20 protein-coding genes are annotated in these 19,261 nt (G+C 65.5%); 16 read left to right on the forward strand and 4 right to left on the reverse strand.

Annotated features, from left to right (window positions below; all coding sequences use genetic code 11):
* The first annotated feature begins 67 nt into the window (after window positions 1-67).
* The 5 genes from trpA to AC1DDA_RS15765 all read left to right on the forward strand — a co-directional run bounded on the left by trpA (window position 68) and on the right by AC1DDA_RS15765 (window position 5,161).
* The gene (gene trpA / locus AC1DDA_RS15745; protein WP_476796444.1) at window positions 68-913 is read left to right on the forward strand and encodes a tryptophan synthase subunit alpha; all 846 of its coding nucleotides are present in this window, start codon (window positions 68-70) and stop codon (window positions 911-913) included.
* Window positions 914-1,031: 118 nt separating this feature from the next.
* A complete protein-coding gene (gene accD, locus AC1DDA_RS15750; protein WP_476796445.1) occupies window positions 1,032-1,937 on the forward strand; it encodes an acetyl-CoA carboxylase, carboxyltransferase subunit beta in 906 nt (301 codons plus the stop codon).
* Window positions 1,938-2,064: 127 nt separating this feature from the next.
* On the forward strand, window positions 2,065-3,387 hold the full coding sequence (locus AC1DDA_RS15755) for a bifunctional folylpolyglutamate synthase/dihydrofolate synthase (RefSeq protein WP_476796446.1): 1,323 nt from the start codon (window positions 2,065-2,067) through the stop codon (window positions 3,385-3,387).
* A gap of 130 nt (window positions 3,388-3,517) precedes the next feature.
* Window positions 3,518-4,360, forward strand: coding sequence for an aldo/keto reductase (locus AC1DDA_RS15760; RefSeq protein ID WP_476796447.1), 843 nt, complete (start codon window positions 3,518-3,520; stop codon window positions 4,358-4,360).
* Between the two features lie 132 nt (window positions 4,361-4,492).
* The gene (locus AC1DDA_RS15765) at window positions 4,493-5,161 is read left to right on the forward strand and encodes a L,D-transpeptidase (RefSeq protein ID WP_441509759.1); all 669 of its coding nucleotides are present in this window, start codon (window positions 4,493-4,495) and stop codon (window positions 5,159-5,161) included.
* Window positions 5,162-5,175: 14 nt separating this feature from the next.
* Here AC1DDA_RS15765 and AC1DDA_RS15770 read toward each other — a convergent pair whose 3' ends face one another.
* Entirely contained in the window at window positions 5,176-6,057 is an 882-nt protein-coding gene (locus AC1DDA_RS15770) for an aldose epimerase family protein (RefSeq protein ID WP_476796448.1), read from the reverse strand.
* 129 nt (window positions 6,058-6,186) lie between these two features.
* Here AC1DDA_RS15770 and AC1DDA_RS15775 point away from each other — a divergent pair, with 129 nt between their 5' ends.
* Window positions 6,187-7,083 (forward strand): 2-dehydro-3-deoxygalactonokinase, encoded by an 897-nt coding sequence (locus AC1DDA_RS15775; protein WP_476796449.1) that lies wholly within the window; start codon window positions 6,187-6,189, stop codon window positions 7,081-7,083.
* Between the two features lie 183 nt (window positions 7,084-7,266).
* Window positions 7,267-7,794, forward strand: a complete 528-nt coding sequence (locus tag AC1DDA_RS15780; protein WP_476796450.1) for a retropepsin-like aspartic protease family protein — start codon at window positions 7,267-7,269, stop codon at window positions 7,792-7,794.
* 60 nt (window positions 7,795-7,854) lie between these two features.
* On the opposite strand, the gene AC1DDA_RS15785 is transcribed toward AC1DDA_RS15780, so the two are convergent.
* The 3 genes from AC1DDA_RS15785 to AC1DDA_RS15795 form a co-directional block, all read right to left on the reverse strand.
* The gene (locus tag AC1DDA_RS15785; protein WP_476796451.1) at window positions 7,855-8,505 is read right to left on the reverse strand and encodes a TadE/TadG family type IV pilus assembly protein; all 651 of its coding nucleotides are present in this window, start codon (window positions 8,503-8,505) and stop codon (window positions 7,855-7,857) included.
* Window positions 8,502-9,116, reverse strand: a complete 615-nt coding sequence (locus AC1DDA_RS15790) for a TadE/TadG family type IV pilus assembly protein (RefSeq protein ID WP_476796452.1) — start codon at window positions 9,114-9,116, stop codon at window positions 8,502-8,504. Before AC1DDA_RS15790 ends, AC1DDA_RS15785 begins: the two co-directional genes overlap by 4 nt.
* Before the next feature lie 233 nt (window positions 9,117-9,349).
* Window positions 9,350-9,796 carry a pilus assembly protein N-terminal domain-containing protein gene (locus tag AC1DDA_RS15795; protein ID WP_476796453.1) on the reverse strand — a complete coding sequence of 149 codons (447 nt, stop codon included), beginning with the start codon at window positions 9,794-9,796 and terminating at the stop codon, window positions 9,350-9,352.
* 473 nt (window positions 9,797-10,269) lie between these two features.
* Between AC1DDA_RS15795 and AC1DDA_RS15800 the strand changes: the two genes are divergently transcribed.
* From AC1DDA_RS15800 to AC1DDA_RS15840, 9 genes are all read left to right on the forward strand, one after another.
* Window positions 10,270-10,440, forward strand: coding sequence for a Flp family type IVb pilin (locus AC1DDA_RS15800; protein ID WP_476796454.1), 171 nt, complete (start codon window positions 10,270-10,272; stop codon window positions 10,438-10,440).
* 169 nt (window positions 10,441-10,609) lie between these two features.
* Window positions 10,610-11,122: an A24 family peptidase gene (locus AC1DDA_RS15805; RefSeq protein ID WP_476796455.1), complete on the forward strand. Its 513-nt coding sequence runs from the start codon at window positions 10,610-10,612 to the stop codon at window positions 11,120-11,122.
* A gap of 124 nt (window positions 11,123-11,246) precedes the next feature.
* The gene (cpaB, locus tag AC1DDA_RS15810; protein WP_476796456.1) at window positions 11,247-12,026 is read left to right on the forward strand and encodes a Flp pilus assembly protein CpaB; all 780 of its coding nucleotides are present in this window, start codon (window positions 11,247-11,249) and stop codon (window positions 12,024-12,026) included.
* Complete coding sequence (locus AC1DDA_RS15815; protein ID WP_476796457.1) at window positions 12,023-13,465, forward strand: type II and III secretion system protein family protein; 1,443 nt, start codon at window positions 12,023-12,025, stop codon at window positions 13,463-13,465. Before cpaB ends, AC1DDA_RS15815 begins: the two co-directional genes overlap by 4 nt.
* 39 nt (window positions 13,466-13,504) lie before the next feature.
* Entirely contained in the window at window positions 13,505-14,251 is a 747-nt protein-coding gene (locus AC1DDA_RS15820; protein WP_476796458.1) for a CpaD family pilus assembly protein, read from the forward strand.
* The gene (locus AC1DDA_RS15825) at window positions 14,251-15,516 is read left to right on the forward strand and encodes a CpaE/TadZ family protein (protein WP_476796459.1); all 1,266 of its coding nucleotides are present in this window, start codon (window positions 14,251-14,253) and stop codon (window positions 15,514-15,516) included. The genes AC1DDA_RS15820 and AC1DDA_RS15825 overlap by 1 nt, the downstream gene beginning before the upstream one ends.
* A 96-nt stretch (window positions 15,517-15,612) precedes the next feature.
* Window positions 15,613-17,055, forward strand: coding sequence for a CpaF family protein (locus AC1DDA_RS15830; protein WP_476796460.1), 1,443 nt, complete (start codon window positions 15,613-15,615; stop codon window positions 17,053-17,055).
* A gap of 27 nt (window positions 17,056-17,082) precedes the next feature.
* Window positions 17,083-18,060 carry a type II secretion system F family protein gene (locus AC1DDA_RS15835; protein WP_476796461.1) on the forward strand — a complete coding sequence of 326 codons (978 nt, stop codon included), beginning with the start codon at window positions 17,083-17,085 and terminating at the stop codon, window positions 18,058-18,060.
* 9 nt (window positions 18,061-18,069) lie between these two features.
* Window positions 18,070-19,047, forward strand: coding sequence for a type II secretion system F family protein (locus tag AC1DDA_RS15840; RefSeq protein WP_476796462.1), 978 nt, complete (start codon window positions 18,070-18,072; stop codon window positions 19,045-19,047).
* The last annotated feature ends 214 nt before the right edge of the window (window positions 19,048-19,261 follow it).

The raw sequence follows: 19,261 nt of genomic DNA on the forward strand, positions 1-19,261 counted from the left end.
GTGGCGCAGGCTCGCGTCGCGCGCAAGCCACTCGCCAGCCAGCGCTTCCCATGCTAACCGCAGGCGCATGACAGAGACCGGCCAGACCCGTATCCAGAACCGCTTCCAGGCCTGCGCCCGCGAGGGGCGAGCAGCGCTCGTGACCTTCGTCACGGCCGGCGACCCCGATTTCGCGACGGCGAGCGCCATTCTCGCGGCGCTTCCCGGAGCCGGCGCCGACGTGATCGAGCTCGGCGTGCCCTTCACCGATCCGATGGCGGACGGCGTGCCGGTCCAGCTCGCCGGGCAGCGCGCGCTCAAGGCCGGTCAGACCCTCAGGAAGACGCTCGCCATGGTCGAGAGCTTCCGCAAGGCTGGGCACGACACGCCGATCGTGCTGATGGGCTACTACAATCCGATCTACGTCTATGGCGTCGAAGCCTTCCTGACCGAGGCGCGCCGCGTCGGCGTCGACGGCCTCATCGTCGTCGACCTGCCGCCTGAAGAGGACGAGGAGCTCTGCCTGCCGGCGCTCAAGGCCGGCGTCTCGTTCATCCGCCTGGCCACGCCGACGACCGACGACAAGCGCCTGCCCAAGGTGCTGCAGAACACCTCGGGCTTCGTCTACTACGTCTCAATGACTGGCGTGACCGGCGGCGCCATTGCCGATTACGGCGCGGTCGGCGATGCCGTTGCCCGCATCAAGCGCCATACCGACCTGCCCGTCGCGGTCGGCTTCGGCGTGAAGACCGCGACTGACGCCGCCACCATCGCCAAGAGCGCGGACGGCGTCGTCGTCGGCTCGGCGCTTGTGGAGCGCGTCCGGCTGTCGCTCGACAGCGAGGGCAAGGCCACGGAAAAGACGGTTTCGGCTGTCACCTCGCTGGTCAGCGAACTCGCCCAGGGCGTCCGCTCGGCGGCCAAGGCGGCCTGAGGCCGGTTTCGTTCAACAGTCGCGTCGCTTGCCCGCCGGCAGGCGCGACCCCATTTTTCGGCGTGACGGCGCCAAGGCCCAGAAAGCCTCCGCCGAAAGCCCATCAGGGATTCATCCGATGAACTGGATTTCCGAAGTCGTCCGGCCGCGCATCAAGACGCTGTTCAAGCGCGAGACCCCGGAGAACCTCTGGGTCAAATGCCCCGATTCCGGGCAGATGGTGTTCCACAAGGATGTCGAGGCCAATGGCTACGTCATCCCCGGCTCCGAGCACCATATGCGCGTCACCGCGCCTGAACGGCTGCGGCTGACCTTCGACGACGGCAAATGGCTCGACGTCGCGCTGCCCGAGGTTGCCGTCGATCCGCTGAAGTTCCGCGACGAGAAGCGCTATGTCGACCGGCTGAAAGACGCGCGCGCCAAGACCGGCGCGCAGGACGCCTTCAAGATCGGCTATGGCCGGGTCAAGGGCCTGCCGATGACGGTCGCCGTGCAGGACTTCCACTTCATGGGCGGCTCGCTCGGCATGGCCGCCGGCGAGGCCTTCGTGAAAGGGGCCGAGACCGCGCTGGAAAAGAAGACGCCCTATGTCGTCTTCGCGGCGTCGGGCGGCGCACGCATGCAGGAAGGCATCCTTTCGCTGATGCAGCTGCCGCGGACGACCGTCGCGGTGCGCCGCCTGCGCGCGGCCTGCCTGCCCTATTTCGTGGTGCTGACCAACCCGACCACCGGCGGCGTCACCGCCTCCTACGCCATGCTGGGCGACATCCACATCGCCGAGCCCGGCGCGCTGATCGGCTTTGCCGGGCCGCGCGTGATCGAGCAGACCATCCGCGAGAAGCTGCCGGAAGGCTTCCAGCGCTCAGAATATCTCAAGGATCACGGCATGGTCGACATGGTCGTGCATCGCCGCGACATCCCGGAGACGCTGGCCCGTCTCGGCCGCCTGCTGACCAAGCAGCCGGCCGTGAAGAGCGAGGCGGCCGCTGCCGCACCCGCACGCCCGGTGGCCGAAGCGGTCTGACGGTTCCAGAACAGATCCGCGTTTCTCCGAACCGCGGATCTGTTTTAGCCTTTTTTTCCTGCATTCTCTTCAAGCGAACCGGTACGCACTTCGCTTGAAAATGCTCTAGGCCGGGAGCGGTCTCATCATGGGGTCTTCCGACACGCTGCTGGCGCGCTTCATGGCGCTGCACCCCAAGCTGATCGACCTCTCGCTCGGCCGCATCCTCACCTTGCTGGAGCGGCTGGGCGATCCGCACAAGCGCCTGCCGCCGGTGATCCATGTCGCCGGCACCAACGGCAAGGGCTCGACCATCGCCTTCATGCGGGCGATCCTCGAGGCTGCGGGCCTCTCCGTCCATGTCTACATCTCCCCGCATCTGGTGCGCTTCCATGAGCGCATCCGGCTCGGCGCGCCGGGTGGCGGGCGCTTCGTCGACGAGGACACGCTCGTCGAGGCGCTGCAGCGCTGCGAGGCCATCAATGCCGGCGACCCCATCACCTTCTTCGAGATGACGACGGCGGCGGGCCTTCTGCTGTTCGCCGAGAACCCCGCCGATGTGCTGCTGCTGGAGGTCGGGCTCGGCGGGCGCTTCGACGCGACCAATGTCATCGCGCACCCGGCCTGCACGGTGGTGACGCCGGTCTCGCTCGACCACTCCGAATATCTCGGCGACACCGTCACCAAAATCGCCGGCGAGAAAGCCGGCATCTTCAAGCGCGGCGCGCCGGCGGTGATCGCGCCGCAGGAACCGGAGCCGACCGCGGTTCTCGAAGCCGCAGCCGAACGGGCCGGCGCTTCCAAGATCATGATCGGCGCGCAGGACTTCAATGTCCATGAAGCCGGCGGGCGGCTGGTCTATGAGGATCAGGACGGATTGCTCGACCTGCCGCTGCCGCGATTGGCCGGGCGGCATCAGCACATCAATGCCGGAACCGCGATCGCGGCGCTGCGTGCGGCTGGCTATGGCGCCCTGCCTGCCCATGTTTTCGAGGAAGGCATGCGCAATGCCGACTGGCCGGCGCGGCTGCAGCGGCTGGCGCGCGGGCGCCTCGCCGAGATCGTGCCGGAACGCGCCGAACTCTGGCTCGACGGCGGCCACAACCCCGATGGCGGGCGCGTGCTGGCCCAGGCCATGGCCGATCTCGCCGACCGCAACCCGGCGCCGCTGGTAATGATCGCCGGCCTGCTCTCGACCAAGGACGCAACCGCCACGCTCGGCCATTTCAAGGGGCTGGCTCAGGCGCTCTATGCCGTGCCGATCCAGAACTCGCTGGCCGCACGCCCGGCCGAGGAGGTTGCCGATGCCGCCCGTGGCGCCGGCCTCGCGGCCGAAGTCTCCGGCTCCGTCGAGCAGGCGCTCAGGACGATCGCGGGGCGCGACTGGCCGGCACCGCCCCGCATCCTGATCTGCGGCTCGCTCTATCTCGCCGGCGAGGTTCTCTCGGCCAATGGAACCCCGCCGACCTGAGCAGTGCGGCACCGGCAAGCCCGGCTGTCGCGGGCCCGACAGCTTCGGCGCGCGCGATAGTGACGGCTCGATCCGCCATGCGCAGTTGGGGTCGAGGTCTAATTCCGCTCCAGCATCAGGGGAGAGCATCATGAAGCGCAGCTTCGGAGCCGCGGGGCCGACCGTTTCCGTCATCGGCCAGGGCAGCTGGTACAGCGAACAGGGCGACCGGCGCGAGGCGATCACCGCCTTCCGGCGCGGGCTCGATCTCGGGCTCGATCATATCGACACCGCCGAAATGTATGGCGACGGGCGCTCCGAAGCGCTGATCGGCGAAGCCATCGAAGGCCGGCGCGACGAGGTCTTCCTGGTCTCGAAGGTGCTGCCCCACAACGCCTCGCGGCAGGGCGTGCGCGCCGCCTGCGAGCGCTCGCTCAAACATCTCAGGACCGACAGGCTCGACTGCTACCTGCTGCACTGGCGCGGTCCGCATCCATTGGCCGATACCTTCGCCGCCTTCGAGGCGCTGAAGCAGGAAGGCAAGATCCTGTCCTGGGGCGTCAGCAATTTCGACGAGGACGATCTCGACGAAGCGTTGGCAGCTGCCGGCAAGGGCAGGATCGCCTGCAACCAGGTGCTCTACCATCTCCGCGAGCGCGCCATCGAGCACGCCGTGATCCCATGGTGCGAGCGGCACGGCGTCGCCGTCACCGCCTACAGCCCCTTCGGCCATGACGATTTCCCGGCCTCCGGCAGCGCACAGGGCAAGGTCCTCGCCGAGATCGCCACGGCTCATGGCGCGACGCCGCGGCAGGTCGCGCTCGCCTTCCTCACGCGGCGATCGAGCATCTTCGCTATCCCGAAGGCGGGCAGGGTCAGCCATGTCGAAGACAATGCCGGAGCGCTGCATCTTGCCCTCGCGGAGGCCGACATCGCCCGCATCGACGCCGCCTTCCCGCGCGGCCGCAAACCGCATTCCCTGCCGATGATTTGATCGGTGCCGGAAACCACGTTCCGCCTTCCCACTTTACAGGCTCCGTCGCCCGCGCTTTCCTAGGGTCAAGGGCGATGGCCGCCAGAGCCTCACGAACGCCCGCTCAGCAGTAGCGTCTTCGGAGTTCGGGCGATGCGTCGCGTTCTCGGCATCTTGGCCGTCTTGTTCCTGTCCATGCTCGGCGCCGCACAGGCGCAGGCCGGTGTCGACGTCAGGGTCGACATCGCCGGCCAGCGCATGAAGGTCACCACCGGCGCAGGCGAGGTCTATGACTGGAAGATCTCCTCCGGTCGCAGCGGTTTCCGCTCGCCCAACGGCGTGTATCGGCCGACCCGCCTCGAGAGAAGCTGGTATTCGCGCAAATATGGCGGAGCGATGCCCTACGCGGTTTTCTTCCGCGGCGGCTACGCCATCCACGGCACGACAGCGGTCGGCGCGCTTGGCCGCCCGGCTTCGCATGGCTGCATCCGGCTGCATCCCGCTAATGCCGCCAAGCTGTTCGCATTGGTGAAGAAGTACGGTGCCGGCCAGACCCGGATCGCTTTGAACGGCGCTGCGACCGACAACCTCTCGCGCTTCGCCAAGGCGTCCGCAACCTCGAAGGCCAAGTTCGCCAAGGCCGCGCCCTCCAAGCAGACGTTTGCCAAGGCGAAGCATCGCGGCCAGGACAGCACGATCGCCCAGCAGCGCCAGGGCAATGGCTGGGAGGCGGCGCGCGGCCAGATCCTGCTGCGGCCCGCCCTGCCTGCCAATGCCTATGGCTATCAGCCCTACTACCCCAGCGGCTATGGCTGGCGCTGAGCCGGCGCCGAAAGCTAGAACGCTTCCGGCACGATCCTGAGCCAACCCTCCAGGGCCTCGCCGGGCGCAAGGCGCTTCAACGGCGCAGCCGCGCGTGCCGCCGGCTCGCTCGGCGCGCCGATAGCGTGGCTCTGCGGCTCGATACAGAGGAAATCCGCTCCGGCCGGCGCCCACACGACCGGGCAGTTCAGGCTTTCGCTCGCCGTCAGCGTCACGGCGAGCCCGGTCGAGGGCGTCTCGATCCGGGCAAGGCCGTCCCAGCCGAGGAAGCTCCACGCCGTTACGGACCCGGAACGGAACGGGCGCGGATCGACAAAGGGACCGCCCTGCATGAAAGCCTCCTGCCCCGTGGCGCGAAAGGCTTCGCCGAAGATCAGCGCGCCGGAGGCCCGCATCGCCAGGCGCGTATCGGCCGCGCAGGGGAACCAGGGATGATGACCGATCCCGAAGGGTAGTGCCGTTTCCGCCTCGTTCTCGATCGAGAGGCGGATGGTCATACCGGCTTCGTCGAGGACAATCTCCTGGCGGGCGCGGTAACGATAGGGGTCAGGCTCCTCCGCGCGCCGATGTTCGAGGAGGGTACGACCGCGGTCATACCGCAGCACCTCCCAGGCCGACTGCCAACCGAAGCCATGGATGGTGCCGGCCGGATCATTGGCCGGAACCTCGAAGCTGCGCTCGCCGTCATCGATGACGCTGCCGAAGGCCCGGTTGGCAAAGGGGAGCATGGCCCAGCTGCCGAAGAAATTGGGGGAGGCGATCGAGGGCTCGCTCGCCGGCGGGCGCAGAACGTCGTGCCGGCGTCCGTCGGGCCCGGTCCAGATCAGGCGCGAGACGATGCCGCCGATCTCAGGGATGACCACGGCCTCCAGACCGCCAGCTTGCAGCTCCAGCATCGAATTTGTCCGATTCGTCCGTTATCCGAGGGCGCAGCGTTGCCGCGATTGCAGGGCGGGCACAAGCCGACCCGCCTTGACCCGGCCCGGCACCGCAGTGACAGTCGCGCGGCCTAACCGGAGCCTGCCATGCCCAAACCTCTGATCGCGCTCGACTGGGGCACCACCCGCGCGCGCGCCTTCCTGATCGCGGAGACAGGCGAGGTTGTGCAGCGGCGCATCGCCGATCAAGGCATCCAGTCCGTACCGGCCGGCGGCTACCCCACCGCCTTCGAGGCACTTGCCGGCGATTTCCGGCGCGCCGCTCCGAGCGCCGCCATCGCGCTCGCCGGCATGGTGGGCAGCCGCAATGGCTGGATCGAAGCCCCCTATGTCGCCTGCCCGGCCTCGCCGGCCGCGATCTCCGCCTCTGCGATCCGGGTCGAGCTCGACAGGGAGACCACGGCAACCATTGTCCCCGGCCTGAGCTGCGACGATGGCGCCTTCGACGTGATGCGCGGCGAGGAGACGCTGATCGTCGGGCTTGGGCTCGATGATGGCATCGCCTGCTTGCCGGGCACCCATTCGAAATGGGCGGAGATCAAGGGCAGGCGGATCACGCGCTTCGCCAGCTTCATGACGGGCGAGATCTACGGGCTGCTGCGCAACGGCTCGATCCTGGGCCGCCTGGCGGAGGAGCCTGCCGAAGGCGACGCCGCCAGCGGCGCCGCGCGCGGACAGGCCGGCGCACAACGCCCCGGCGGCCTGCTCAATACGGCCTTCGCCGCGCGCACCGAGGTTCTCGCCGGCCGGATGCGCGGCGGCGAGGTCGGCCCGTATCTGTCCGCGCTTCTGGTCGCACAGGAGATCGCCGGTGCCCAAGCCATGTTCGGACGGCAGAACCACGTCCACCTCGTCGCTGACGGCGCTCTGGCCGACAGCTATGGCGGTGCGCTGGCTGCTGCGGGGCTCACCGTGACCGTGGTCACGCCCGAAGCGGCCTTTGTCGCGGGCATCAGGCGGCTCGCGGGCGATATCGCCGGATAGGCGTCGCCGACGTCCCGGCGCAGCTATACCAATTGCCGAAAGCTCGCCCCGGTAAGCGCCGATTAAGTCTACGGACAATCCGCGCCCCGGCACCGGCCATTGCGGAGAATCCCGCCTAACCTCTTCACCCTTCCTCAGGGCACGGCGTGCAACGGTGTTGCCTGGATAAGGTTGGGGAAGACCGTGACATCGCACCCGATAGCTTGGGCCTTGGGCGTGGCCGGCTTCGCCGTCGTCGGCTCTCTCGGCTACACGCAATGGCTCGCCCCTCGCCCCGGGAACCAGGCGCCGTCGCTGGCGCTCGCCTCCACCGAGCCGGCCCCTCCGGGGCCGCGCCAGCCCGTGACGCTCGCCGTCGCAGCCGACTATCGCGGGCACTACATCGTCCATCCGAGCGTCGACAACTATCGGATCAAGATGATGGTCGACACCGGCGCCAGCATCGTCGCGCTGAGCGCAGACGACGCCCGGGCGCTCGGCATCAGGACGGATGCCAATGCGCGCAAGATGATGCTCAGCACGGCCAATGGCACGGTCACCGGCTATCGTACTGTGCTGCGTGAAGTCCGCCTCGGCGACATCGTCGTGCGCAATGTCGACGCCGTCGTGCTGCCCGCGGGCGCCCTTTCGATGAGCCTGCTCGGCAATTCATTTCTGAGCAAGCTGCAGGGCTATGAGGTGCAGACGGGGCGAATGGTGCTGAGGGGCTGAAACAGGTCGCCCCGGACAGGCCCGCTGCGTTTGCGATCCGTTTCGACCGACCTGTCCGCTTCAGTTGAACTTGGGACAGCCGGTCACGTCGCTGCGCACGATCTGCTCGATGCTGTTGTCTCCGGCAGGCCTGCCGTTGCGCGGGCGCGTGTAGATCGGATTGTCGCCGAGTGTCACATCGCCTTTTGTCGCTGTCCCACCGAACAGTTCGAAAACCTTGTCGCTAATCGGGAGCGTAAATGCGTAGCTGGCCCGGGCCATGATCACAGAGGTATTGGCGACGCGGACGCTGTCGGGAACCGAAACTGTATCTCCGCGCGCCGGCATCGATGTACCGAGCGGATAGCTGCTGGCCCAGCAGACTTTTGCGATGCGATTGGCGTCGATGACGATGCTGGCTATGACCATCTTGGCTTTCTGCCCATCGTAGGGGAGCAGGACCGTCATCGCTGCATTGAAGATATTGCTGATCTCTGACGTCGGAACGGTCGGAAGACGTGCCGTCAAATCGCTCAAGGTCGATGTCAGCTGCGTCACCTTGCGATTGACCATGACCATCTGTGCGATATTGACCATCCCCACATAGGCCACCAGAAGAACGGGCAGCACCATCGCGAACTCGATGGCAGCCACACCACCACGATTGCAGAAAAAGCGGCGCCATAGGCTGAAAGATCCAGCCCAGCTCATCTTCGCTTTGGACCGGGTCATGGGACAAACGGCTCCGCACGGAAGGCCAAGCTCGCCACAATGCCGCGTCGGCCCGAGCCTATGTTGGCAAGGCTGCTCGACGCCCAGTTCGTGAGAAACAGCTGGTAGTCGAGCACGGCCCGGACAACGACGATCTGGTTGGTATCGGGCTGACGATAAGAAAAGCTGCTCGTATCGAGATTGCCACCGGCGAGGGGGTTGCTGCTGGACGTCCCGGAACTGGCGGCGGAAAAGTCGCCATAGGTGCGGACGTCGATAGCCAGCTTGCTGCAGTCGATCAGCTTCATCCCCCGCGCGCAGACATCGTCGCGGAATGCAGCGGCATTGACGGAGGCTTTGTCGGATTTGTAGAGGTCGCGTGACTCGCCGGTCAGCAACGCCCGAGAAGCCTGCGACAACGATTCCTCCAGAATCTGGCTGGTCCAGAACATCAGCCCGGTCTCGATGATCGCCCAGATCAGCATGAAGAAGGGCAATGCGATGAAGCTGAACTCGACCGCCGTCGCTGCGTTCTCGGAACGCCGGAAGCGCCGGATGACGGAATGCCCGCCACCGTGCTTTTGCTGGGCTGCGCCGTTTTCCTTCTCCGTGCGCGCAATAGGGTGAAGCATTCGCTGACCTCGCCGAGCCCGTCGCTCCGACCAGCCGATATGTACGGCAAAACAATTTCCGATCGGTTAGGGCCAATTCACCGGCACAGACGGAACGGCAAAGATCTTATTTACCTTGCGCGTCGAACGGCCGGCGCGCTTTGGCGTGCAAATCCGCAGTGACCGGCGTCGGCTACCACCGCTGAGCGGAGGCACCGGCAGTTCGCGCGCGCCACAGGCTGTTTGCCGCGTCCCTACTTTGACGAACCGGTCGCCTGGGCATTGCGGCTTGTCGCCTGCGCCTCAACCTCGCCGAAATATTTCTGGCCGTCGCCTAGCTGAGCCGAAGGCTGGCATGTGGGGGTGCAGGAATAACTCTCGCGCTCCATACCACGCTGCACAGTCAGAACGTTATCCGACGCCGCACCTACACGGACCAGCGACTCCGCAAGCAACGCGCCAGTTCCGTCGAGCGCTATCAGATTGGTTACGCCGAAGCTCTTGCCGGTGACCACCATCACTCCGTTGCGCTGAACGGACACATCGGCGATGGCCGGATTGCCGACGATGACGGTCTGAGCCTTCTCCGGCAAGCGCACGACCTTGGCATGATCGACCAGAACCAGCACGCTCTCGGTCTGGCTGTCCTGTGACGCCGCGACCGCTGGACCGATGGCCGAGCCAATCATGGCGAGGATCATGGCGACCGCCCAAGGCGCAGACAGGCGGCACCTCTCAAGCGTGTGATTGGTCGACATGGCAATGCCCCAAGCTCTGCAACTCCGTCAAACAAGCGCAAAATGATGAACCGAGTCTTAAAACCGTTTGAGGCAACGAATTCTGGCGTCGCGACGGCAGTTGACCAAGCGGAATGCATACTGCACGGAGCGCTCATCCACGCGATCAATCCAAATACAACGTACGCGTAGAGTCAGTTAAATATATCGTTTACCGAATTTTTCATAGATTAATTCTTGGTAATTTTGCAGAATACCCTCTATATTCTCTTTAAATAGCGCATTAACCATGGCTAAAACATCCAGGTATTCCGATCAATTCTTTGATCGCCTTAACCGATCAGCAAGGGGAGCGAGCTAAATTGGTTCCTGTCGCTGACCGAAGCCGCTTCAGAGCGAAGGCAGCCGTCAAACCGTGGTGTAAAAGGAGTTCCATCATGACCAATGTCTTCGCTCGCTTCGTCAAGGACGAGTCCGGCGCCACCGCCATCGAGTACGGCCTGATCGCCGCCCTGATCTCCGTCGTCTGCATCACCGTCTGGCAGACGACCGGCCAGAGCCTGCTCACCAAGTTCACCGAAGTCGACACGGCCCTCAAGACCAAGTGAGCCAAACTCTGGCCTGAGGCGGCGTTCCGCCGCCTTCGAACCTTTCAGAACGCCCCGGCCTATCGGGGCGTTCCGCCGTTTCGGCGCCAAGAATCTTTACGCGTATCCTAAATTTCACTGGGCTTTCGCAAGGCCTGCCTGTCTTTCACGGACCGGATCGGATCAAGCCATGTCGCTGTCGCTGGTCATCATCCTCGGGGTCTTTCCCCTCGCCATGGCCTATGCCGCCGCAAGCGATCTCGTCTCGATGACGATTTCGAACCGGCTTTGCCTCTCTCTGGTCGTCTCCTTCGCCTTCTGCGCCGCGCTGCTAGACCTCAGCCTCAACGATATCGCCTGGCATCTGGCGGCAGGCATGCTGGTCCTTGTCGGCGCCTTCTGCCTTTTTGCCGGCGGCTGGATCGGCGGCGGCGATGCCAAGCTGGCGGCGGCCACCGCTCTCTGGTTCGGCTTCGACCAGCTCATGCCTTACCTCGTTCTTTCTAGCTTCGGCGGCGGCTTGCTGACGCTGCTTATCCTTCGCCTGCGCGCTTACCCGCTTCCTTACCGCGCGGCCAACTGGGATTGGGCGCAGCGCCTGCACGCGCCGAAGGAGGGTGTCCCTTACGGAATCGCCCTAGCGTTCGCTGCTCTGATCATCCTGCCGGAAACCGCCATCTGGCGCGCAGCCATCGGCGTCTAGGAAGCACGGGCGACCTAACGTCACCCCGCTTCAAAAAATATACGTCCGATTAACCATAAGTTGACGTTTCGCGACGACGATCGGGGATGAGGGCCAGCTCCGTCTGGCTGAGGATCGTTCGTCGATGAGTCCCGCACGCATCATCATTCTCGTGGTCGCGCTGGCTGCAGGCCTGGGCGCGGCGCTGCTCGTCCAGCGGCCATCGCAGGCACCGGCTCCGGTGGCCAAGGTGGAGCAGGCGCCGACCGTACCCGTGCTCGTCGCGGCCAGCGACATCCCGATCGGCAACACCGTAACGGCCAACGACCTGCGCTGGCTGAACTGGCCGATCGCCGGCGTGCCGGGTGGCGTCATCCGCAAGGACGAAGCCCCCGAAGCCGAGAAGGAGATCATCGGCCAGGTCGCCCGCTACGCCATTCTCGGCGCCGAGCCGATCCGGCGCGAGAAGCTGATCAGGACCGACGGAACCGGCTTCCTCTCGGCCGTGCTGCCCTCCGGCATGCGCGCCGTGGCGATCAGCACCGACAGCCGCGGCGCCAATACCGCCGGTGGCTTCATCCTGCCAAATGATCGTGTCGACGTGATCTGCACCTGGCGCGGGGAGTCGACCTCCGGCCGCGGCGAAGCACAGGTCAGCGAAACCATCCTCCGCAATATCCGCGTTCTGGCGATCGGCCAGAACGTGCAGGAGCGCAACGGCGAGAAGGTCGTGGTCGGCGAAACCGCGACGCTCGAGGTCGATCCCGGCCAGGTCGAAGTCCTGATCCAGGCGCAGAAGAGCGGGACACTCTCGCTGGCGCTGCGCAGCCTGAAGGACGTCAACCAGCCGGCTCCCCCGCCCTCCGCCGACAATTCGATGACCCTGGTGCGCTACGGTGTCATCTCGAAGAGCGTAAAGCCATGACCAGATGCTCGTTTCGCCTCGCAACGGCTCTCGCGCTCGTCCTGATCGCCGGCGGCGTCCGTGCGCAGTCGCCCGCCCGGGACGCCGCTCCGGTGCTCAATGTCGGAACGAGCGAGCACGCCATCTCGCGCAAGCTCGACCTCTCGATCGGGCGCTCGCTCATCGTCGAACTGCCACGTGACGCCAAGGAGGTGTTCGTCGCGAATCCGAAGGTCGCCAATGCGGTTGTAAGGACCGCGCGCAAACTCTTCGTCATCGGCATCGCCGACGGCGCGACCTCGATGTTCGTGATGGACGGCGAGGGCCGCCAGATCACCGCGCTCGAGATCAATGTCGGGCGAGACCTCAATGTCCTGCGTCAGACCCTGCGCACCGCGCTGCCGAATTCGCAGATCGAGATCAAGCCGGCCGGCGATTCGATCCTCCTGGTCGGGATCGTTCCCAACGCCTCTGAGGCGACGCAGGCCGTCGACATCGCCAACGCCTTCGTCGGCGTCTCCGACAAGAGCAACGCCAAGGGCGCGGTGATCAACTCGCTGACGATCCGCGACCGCGATCAGGTAATGGTCAAGGTGACGGTATCGGAAGTCTCGCGCAAGGCAATCAAGCAGCTCGGCATCAATTCGAGCGGGGAGTGGAAGCTCGGCAATTTCTCGGTCTTTCCCAGGATCGACAATCCCTTCTCGCTGTCGCCGCAGACCCTGTCCGCCACGGCGATCACGGCGGGGATCGGCAATTCGCAGAATTTCACGCTGCGGGCTCTCGAGCGGGCGGGCCTTGCCCGCGTTCTGGCCGAGCCGAACGTCACTGCGATCTCAGGCGAGAGCGCGAAGTTCACGGCTGGCGGCGAAGTTCCCATCCCCACCGGCTACACCTGTGACCCGGCGAAGGCCGTCTGCACACTCGGCGTCCAGTACAAGCCGATCGGCGTCGCCCTCAACTTCACGCCGATCGTGCTCTCGGCCAACAAGATCAGCATGCGCATCGCGACCGAGGTCACCGAGCTCGACTTCGAGAACCAGATCGTGCTCCAGGGCGGAGCTGGTCAGCCAAACGTCACGGTTCCCGCCTTTCGCGTGCGCAAATCGGACACGACGGTCGAATTGCCTTCCGGCGGGACGCTAGCCACGGCTGGCCTGATCCAGCGCGTATCCAAGACGTCTCTCAACGGCCTGCCCGGGTTGATGAACCTGCCGATCATCGGGGTGCTGTTCCGCTCGCGCGACTACCAGCGCGAGGAGACCGAGCTGATGATCACGGCCACTCCCTATATCGCCAAGCCGATGCAGCCGAACGAAGTCCAAAGGCCCGATGACGGCTTCGTGGAGACCCACGACGCCCAGGCCTACCTGCTCGGCCGCCTCAACAAGCTCTACGGCAGTGGCGGCGGCCCGATCCCACAGGCCTACAAAGGCCGCGTCGGCTTCATCGCAGACTGACCGAACCGGATGGATAGCATCATGATGGATGTCCCGACCATGACGGTCCCCCTCCGGGAGAAGGCCATAGCACCGCGCCTGCTGACCCTCGCTCTGGCTCTCGGCGCCCTTGTCGGGGGCTGCGCCGGCAAGGGTCCGAACGCAGATCCAGCCGCCCTAGCGCCCGTCGATGTCCGGGAGCGGCATCCGATCGTCCTGCGCGACGCGCCGCGTTCGCTCGACGTCTTCGTCGGCCGGGCCGGCGCCGCGCTCGACAGCCGCCAGGCGGAAGATGTCGCCGATTTCGCCGAGGCCTATCGCAAATCCGGCAAGGGCGGCCTCGTCGCGGAGGTGCCGACCGGTTCCCGGCGCGAGCGGGCCACCCACGACACCCTCAATGGAATCCGCGCGGCGCTCGCCCGCAACGGCGTGCCGGCGGGCGCCCTCAGCATCCGCAGCTACCCGATCCAGGATCCCGGCCTTGCCTCGCCGATCCGGCTGAGCTTCGCTTCGCTGCAAGCCGTCGTGCCACATCAGTGCGGCCAGTGGCCCACCGATCTCGGCGTTTCCGATTTGAAGTTCTCGGCATCGAACGAGCCATACTGGAATTTCGGCTGCGCCTCCCAGGCCACGCTGGCCGCGCAGGTTGCCGATCCGATCGATCTGGTGAGAGCACGCGACGAAGGCCGCCCCGACATCGTCAAGCGGATGGGCGCCATTGCGAAGATCCGCGATGGAAAGGACCCGTCGACCCAGTATCGCCAGCAGACGCCGCAGATCAATTCGACGGTCGGAGGCAGCAACTGATGCAGCCCGCGACAGGCGAAACACCCTCGGTCGAGGCGGCCAGCGACGCGATCATCGCGCCGCTGCCGCGCATCACGCTGCAGGCCTTCTGCGAGACTCCTGCCGTCGCCGCGACGATGCAGGCGGCAGTTGCCGACCGGCGCATGGACAAGACCCATGCCCGCATCCAGATGGGCGGAGCGGCCGCTGCCGTCGAAGCCTTCCGGACGGCGCCTACGCCGAACGTCATCGTGCTCGAGACCATGTCCGACGCAGCGACCCTGGTCGGGCATCTCGACGCGCTGTCGGAAAGCTGCGACCCCGGCACGAAGGTGGTGGTGATCGGCCATGTCAACGACGTGCAGCTCTATCGGGAGCTGCTGCGCCGCGGGGTCAGCGAATATCTGATCGCGCCGCTTGAGACGCTCGACCTGCTGCGCACCCTGTCGGAACTCTACATCGCCCCGGAAGCCCGCCATCTCGGCCGCGTCATCGCAGTCGTGGGCGCGAAGGGCGGTGTCGGCGCCTCCACCATCGCACACAACATGTCCTGGGCGATCGCGCGGAATCTCGACGCCTCCACCGTGATCGTCGATCTCGACATCGCCTGGGGCACCGCAGGCCTCAACTTCAACCAGGATCCGCCCCAGGGCATCGCGGAAGCGGTCTTCGCCCCGGAGCGCCTCGACTCGAACATGCTGGACAGGCTTCTTTCGCGTTGCAGCGACAATCTGGCCCTGCTTGCGGCGCCAGCAGTTCTCGACCGGACCATCGATCTCGACGAGGACGCGCTGGAGCAGTTGCTGGAGTTGCTGCGCGCCAGCGTGCCCTGCATCGTCCTCGACGTGCCGCATCAGTGGAGCAGCTGGGTCAAGCGGACGCTCGTCGGTGCGGACGAGATCGTGGTGGTCGCCGAGCCGGAGCTCGCTTCCCTGCGCAATGCCAAGAACATCGTCGATCTGTCGCGCGCGACCCGGCCCAACGACGCGGTCGCCCGTCTCGTACTGAACAAGGTCGGCGTGCCCAAACGGCCGGAGATCAGTGCCGGCGAGTTCTCCAAGGCGCTTGGCATCGACGTCCTCTGCACGATCCCCTTCGACGCACAGCTCTTCGGCACGGCTGCCAACAACGGGCAGATGATCGCCGAGGTCCAGGCCGGCAGCAAGGCGAGCGAGGCGTTCACCCAGGTCGCCAGCGCGCTGACCGGCCGCGGCGAGGCCAAGCGCGGCCGACGCAGCCTGTTCGAGCCCCTGGTCGCGAAGCTGAAGCGTCGCAAGGCTTCCTGATGACGCGAAACGGGCCGGACGGACAGTCTGTCGGAGGATCGGGCCGGGCAAGCAGGAATGTGCGTGCGCACGCGGCACGCGCGGGAGTGTGTTGAGATGTTCGGGAAGCGATCCGCGGGCGCGACCGTCGCGCCGAACCTGAGCCCAAGGAGCCTCGCGGCCCTTCAGCCGGCGCGCATGCCGGAGCAGGTCCAGCCCTCGGCCGAGGAGCGCAAGCTAGCGCCGGTCGAAGCGGCGACGCGCTCCGAAGAATATTATCAGATGAAGAGCATGATCTTCGGGGCGCTGATCGAGGCGATCGATCTGTCGCAGCTCGCGAAGCTCGACTCGGAATCGGCGCGCGAGGAAATCCGCGACATCATCAACGAGATCATCTCGCTGAAGAATGTCGTGCTTTCCATCGCCGAGCAGGAAGAACTGCTCGACGACATCTGCAACGACGTCCTCGGCTACGGCCCGCTCGAGCCGCTGCTGGCGCGCGACGACATCGCCGACATCATGGTCAACGGCTCGAACCGCACCTTCATCGAGACGGGCGGCAAGATCCAGCTCACCAACATCCGCTTCCGCGACAATGCGCAGCTGATGAACATCTGCCAGCGCATCGTCAGCCAGGTCGGCCGGCGGGTCGACGAAAGCTCGCCGATCTGCGACGCGCGCCTGGCGGACGGCTCGCGCGTCAACGTCATCGCGCCGCCGCTCGCGATCGACGGACCCGCGCTCACGATCCGCAAATTCAGGAAGGACAAGCTGACGCTCGACCAGCTCGTCAAGTTCGGCGCGGTCTCGCCGCCGGCCGCCGAGATCCTGAAGATCATCGGCCGCGTCCGCTGCAACATCGTCATCTCCGGCGGAACCGGTTCCGGCAAAACGACGCTGCTGAACTGCCTGACCAACTTCATCGACCATGACGAACGCGTCATCACCTGCGAGGACGCCGCCGAGCTCCAGCTCCAGCAGCCGCATGTGGTGCGCCTCGAGACGCGCCCGCCCAATCTCGAGGGCACCGGCGCGGTGACGATGCGCGATCTCGTCAAGAACTGCCTGCGCATGCGTCCCGAGCGGATCATCGTCGGCGAGGTGCGCGGACCGGAGGCCTTCGACCTTCTCCAGGCGATGAACACCGGCCATGACGGCTCGATGGGCACACTCCACGCCAACTCGCCGCGCGAATGTCTCAGTCGTATCGAGTCGATGATCACCATGGGAGGCTTCTCGCTGCCGTCGAAGACCCTGCGCGAGATGATCTGCTCCTCGGTCGATGTCATCATCCAGGCGCAGCGCCTGCGCGACGGCTCGCGCCGCATCACCCACATCACGGAGGTGATGGGGATGGAAGGCGAGGTCATCACGACGCAGGACCTGATGCTCTACGACGTGCTCGGCGAGGACGCCGCGGGCAAGCTCATCGGCCGCCACCGTTCGACCGGCATCGGCCGTCCGCGCTTCTGGGAACGGGCCCGTTATTTCGGCGAGGAGCAGCGGCTTGCTACCGCCCTCGACCAGCTCGAGCAGGTCAATGAAGGCTTTGCAGCCTGAGCGGAGGCCCTTGTCGGGAGTCAGCCCATGAATTCGAGCACGCTCGCCATTGCCGTCCTGGCCATGTTCGCCGTCGGCGGCGTCGTCTATGCGCTGCTGTACCCCACGCTGAGCGGCGAGAAGCGGGCCGAAAAGCGGCGGAAGGAATTCGCCGGCCCGAGCACGATGCGCAGCATCGACCGGGAAGCGCAGGCCAGGGCGAAACGCGGGCAGGTCGCGCAAAGCCTCAAGGAGATCGAAAACCGCGAAAATGCGCGCAACAAGCTGACGCTAGAACAACGTATCGGCCAAGCGGGCTTGGGCTGGACCCGCCGGAAATACTATGTGACCTGCGCGGTGACCGCCATCGTCACAGGCCTCGTCCTGCTGATCTTGAGCGGCAATATGATCATGGCGGCCGTCGGTCTTTTCATCGGAGGGCTGGGCCTGCCGGCCTGGTTCCTGAAGCACTGCAAAACGAAACGCCTGAAGCGGTTCGCCATCGAGTTCCCCAACGCACTCGACGTTATCGTCCGTGGCATCAAAGCCGGTCTACCCGTCAATGATTGTCTGCGCATCATTGCATCGGAAGCCACTGAGCCCGTCAGGGGGGAGTTCCGCCAGATCATCGAGGCTCAGACGCTCGGCCTGCCGCTCGCCGAAGCCACCGGCAAGCTCTACGAGCGGATGCCTTGCGCGGAAGCCAATTTCTTCGGCATCGTGATCGCCATCCAGCAGAGAACCGGCGGCAATCTGTCCGAGACCCTGGCGAATCTCTCGCGCGTCCTGCGCGAGCGGCGCAAGATGCGCGACAAGATCCAGGCGGTCTCGATGGAGGCCAAGGCGTCCGCCGGGATCATCGGCGCCCTGCCGCCGACGGTGGCATTTCTCGTCTATCTCACCAGCCCGAAATATATCGAACTCCTATGGCTTACCCAGATGGGCAAGCTCGTCCTCGTCGGCTGCGGCATATGGATGCTGACGGGCGTCCTGATCATGCGCAAGATGATCAATTTCGAGATCTGAGGTGAAAGCGTGATTTCCCAGATCGTCGACAGGCTCACCGATCCGCAATTCATGCTCGCCCTGCTGGCCTCCATCGCGGCGGCCGCCACGGTGCTGACCGTCGCGATCCCGCTGACCGAGGGCAACACCCTCCAGAAGCGCATGAAGAACGTCGCGACGGAGCGGGAGAAGATCCGGGCGCGAGAGCGCGAGCGGCTCAACCGCCAGAACGAGAAGGTCAGCCTGCGCCAGGAGCCGAAAGCCTATATGCGGCGCGTCGTCGAGCAGTTCAAGCTCGGCGACTGGCTCGGAACCGAGAGCGCCAAGAGGCAGCTCACCATGGCAGGCTATCGTGGGCCGCAGTCGGAAATCACCTTCCTGTTCTTCCGGCTGGCCGTCCCCGTCGGCTTTTTCCTGTTCGCGCTGTTCTATCTCTTCCTCATCAACGGTTTCGGTCAATCGCTGCTGATGAAAATCGCGATCGCGATCGGCGGCGCCTATCTCGGCATCAAGGCGCCGGAACTCTTCCTGTCCAACCAGATCAGCAAGCGGCAGCTCTCGATGCGCCTGGCTTTCCCGGACGCGCTCGACCTGCTGCTGATCTGCGTGGAATCAGGCATGTCGATCGAGCAGGCCTTCCGCAAGGTCGCGAACGAGATCGGCGGCCAGTCCGTGCCGTTGGCCGAGGAGTTCGCTCTCTGCACGGCGGAGCTTTCCTATCTGACCGACCGCAGGTTCGCCTATGAGAACCTTGCGATGCGGACCGGGCTCGAAGGCGTCAAGTCGGTCTCGACGGCCCTGATCCAGGCGGAACGCTACGGGACTCCGCTCGGCACGGCGCTGCGCACCCTGGCGCAGGAGAGCCGCGATCAGCGCATGAACGCCGCCGAGAAGAAAGCCGCCTCCCTGCCGCCGAAACTGACCGTGCCGATGATCCTGTTCTTCCTGCCGGTGCTCTTCGTCATCATCATGTTCCCGGCGCTGGTAAAGGTCTTCGATTGGAAATGATCGGGCCGGGGCGGCTGGTGCCGCATCTTGTCCAAGGACAGATTGTCTAGGTAGCTAAGAGGACGAGGGTCCCAGCCCGGCACCGACCGACTGTCACCGTGAGGCGTTCTGGCGTCCGATGTCTCGCGCTAACACGGCGCAATCCGCCGTCAGATGCAGCTTGAGAAATTAACGGATGCGCTGCCCGCAGCTGGCGAGATAGCGGCAGATGCTG

This window comes from Allobosea sp. 10N428 (assembly GCF_056394545.1).

Coding starts and splice junctions, on each gene's coding strand:
- AC1DDA_RS15825 (WP_476796459.1), top strand. CDS start 14,251: ATGCAGCCCGCGACAGGCGAAACACCCTCGGTCGAGGCGGCCAGCGAC.
- AC1DDA_RS15815 (WP_476796457.1), top strand. CDS start 12,023: ATGACCAGATGCTCGTTTCGCCTCGCAACGGCTCTCGCGCTCGTCCTG.
- AC1DDA_RS15795 (WP_476796453.1), bottom strand. CDS start 9,796: ATGATCCTCGCCATGATTGGCTCGGCCATCGGTCCAGCGGTCGCGGCG.
- cpaB (WP_476796456.1), top strand. CDS start 11,247: ATGAGTCCCGCACGCATCATCATTCTCGTGGTCGCGCTGGCTGCAGGC.
- accD (WP_476796445.1), top strand. CDS start 1,032: ATGAACTGGATTTCCGAAGTCGTCCGGCCGCGCATCAAGACGCTGTTC.
- AC1DDA_RS15805 (WP_476796455.1), top strand. CDS start 10,610: ATGTCGCTGTCGCTGGTCATCATCCTCGGGGTCTTTCCCCTCGCCATG.
- AC1DDA_RS15755 (WP_476796446.1), top strand. CDS start 2,065: ATGGGGTCTTCCGACACGCTGCTGGCGCGCTTCATGGCGCTGCACCCC.
- AC1DDA_RS15790 (WP_476796452.1), bottom strand. CDS start 9,116: ATGCTTCACCCTATTGCGCGCACGGAGAAGGAAAACGGCGCAGCCCAG.
- AC1DDA_RS15775 (WP_476796449.1), top strand. CDS start 6,187: ATGCCCAAACCTCTGATCGCGCTCGACTGGGGCACCACCCGCGCGCGC.
- AC1DDA_RS15800 (WP_476796454.1), top strand. CDS start 10,270: ATGACCAATGTCTTCGCTCGCTTCGTCAAGGACGAGTCCGGCGCCACC.
- AC1DDA_RS15830 (WP_476796460.1), top strand. CDS start 15,613: ATGTTCGGGAAGCGATCCGCGGGCGCGACCGTCGCGCCGAACCTGAGC.
- trpA (WP_476796444.1), top strand. CDS start 68: ATGACAGAGACCGGCCAGACCCGTATCCAGAACCGCTTCCAGGCCTGC.
- AC1DDA_RS15835 (WP_476796461.1), top strand. CDS start 17,083: ATGAATTCGAGCACGCTCGCCATTGCCGTCCTGGCCATGTTCGCCGTC.
- AC1DDA_RS15770 (WP_476796448.1), bottom strand. CDS start 6,057: ATGCTGGAGCTGCAAGCTGGCGGTCTGGAGGCCGTGGTCATCCCTGAG.
- AC1DDA_RS15785 (WP_476796451.1), bottom strand. CDS start 8,505: ATGACCCGGTCCAAAGCGAAGATGAGCTGGGCTGGATCTTTCAGCCTA.
- AC1DDA_RS15765 (WP_441509759.1), top strand. CDS start 4,493: ATGCGTCGCGTTCTCGGCATCTTGGCCGTCTTGTTCCTGTCCATGCTC.
- AC1DDA_RS15760 (WP_476796447.1), top strand. CDS start 3,518: ATGAAGCGCAGCTTCGGAGCCGCGGGGCCGACCGTTTCCGTCATCGGC.
- AC1DDA_RS15820 (WP_476796458.1), top strand. CDS start 13,505: ATGACGGTCCCCCTCCGGGAGAAGGCCATAGCACCGCGCCTGCTGACC.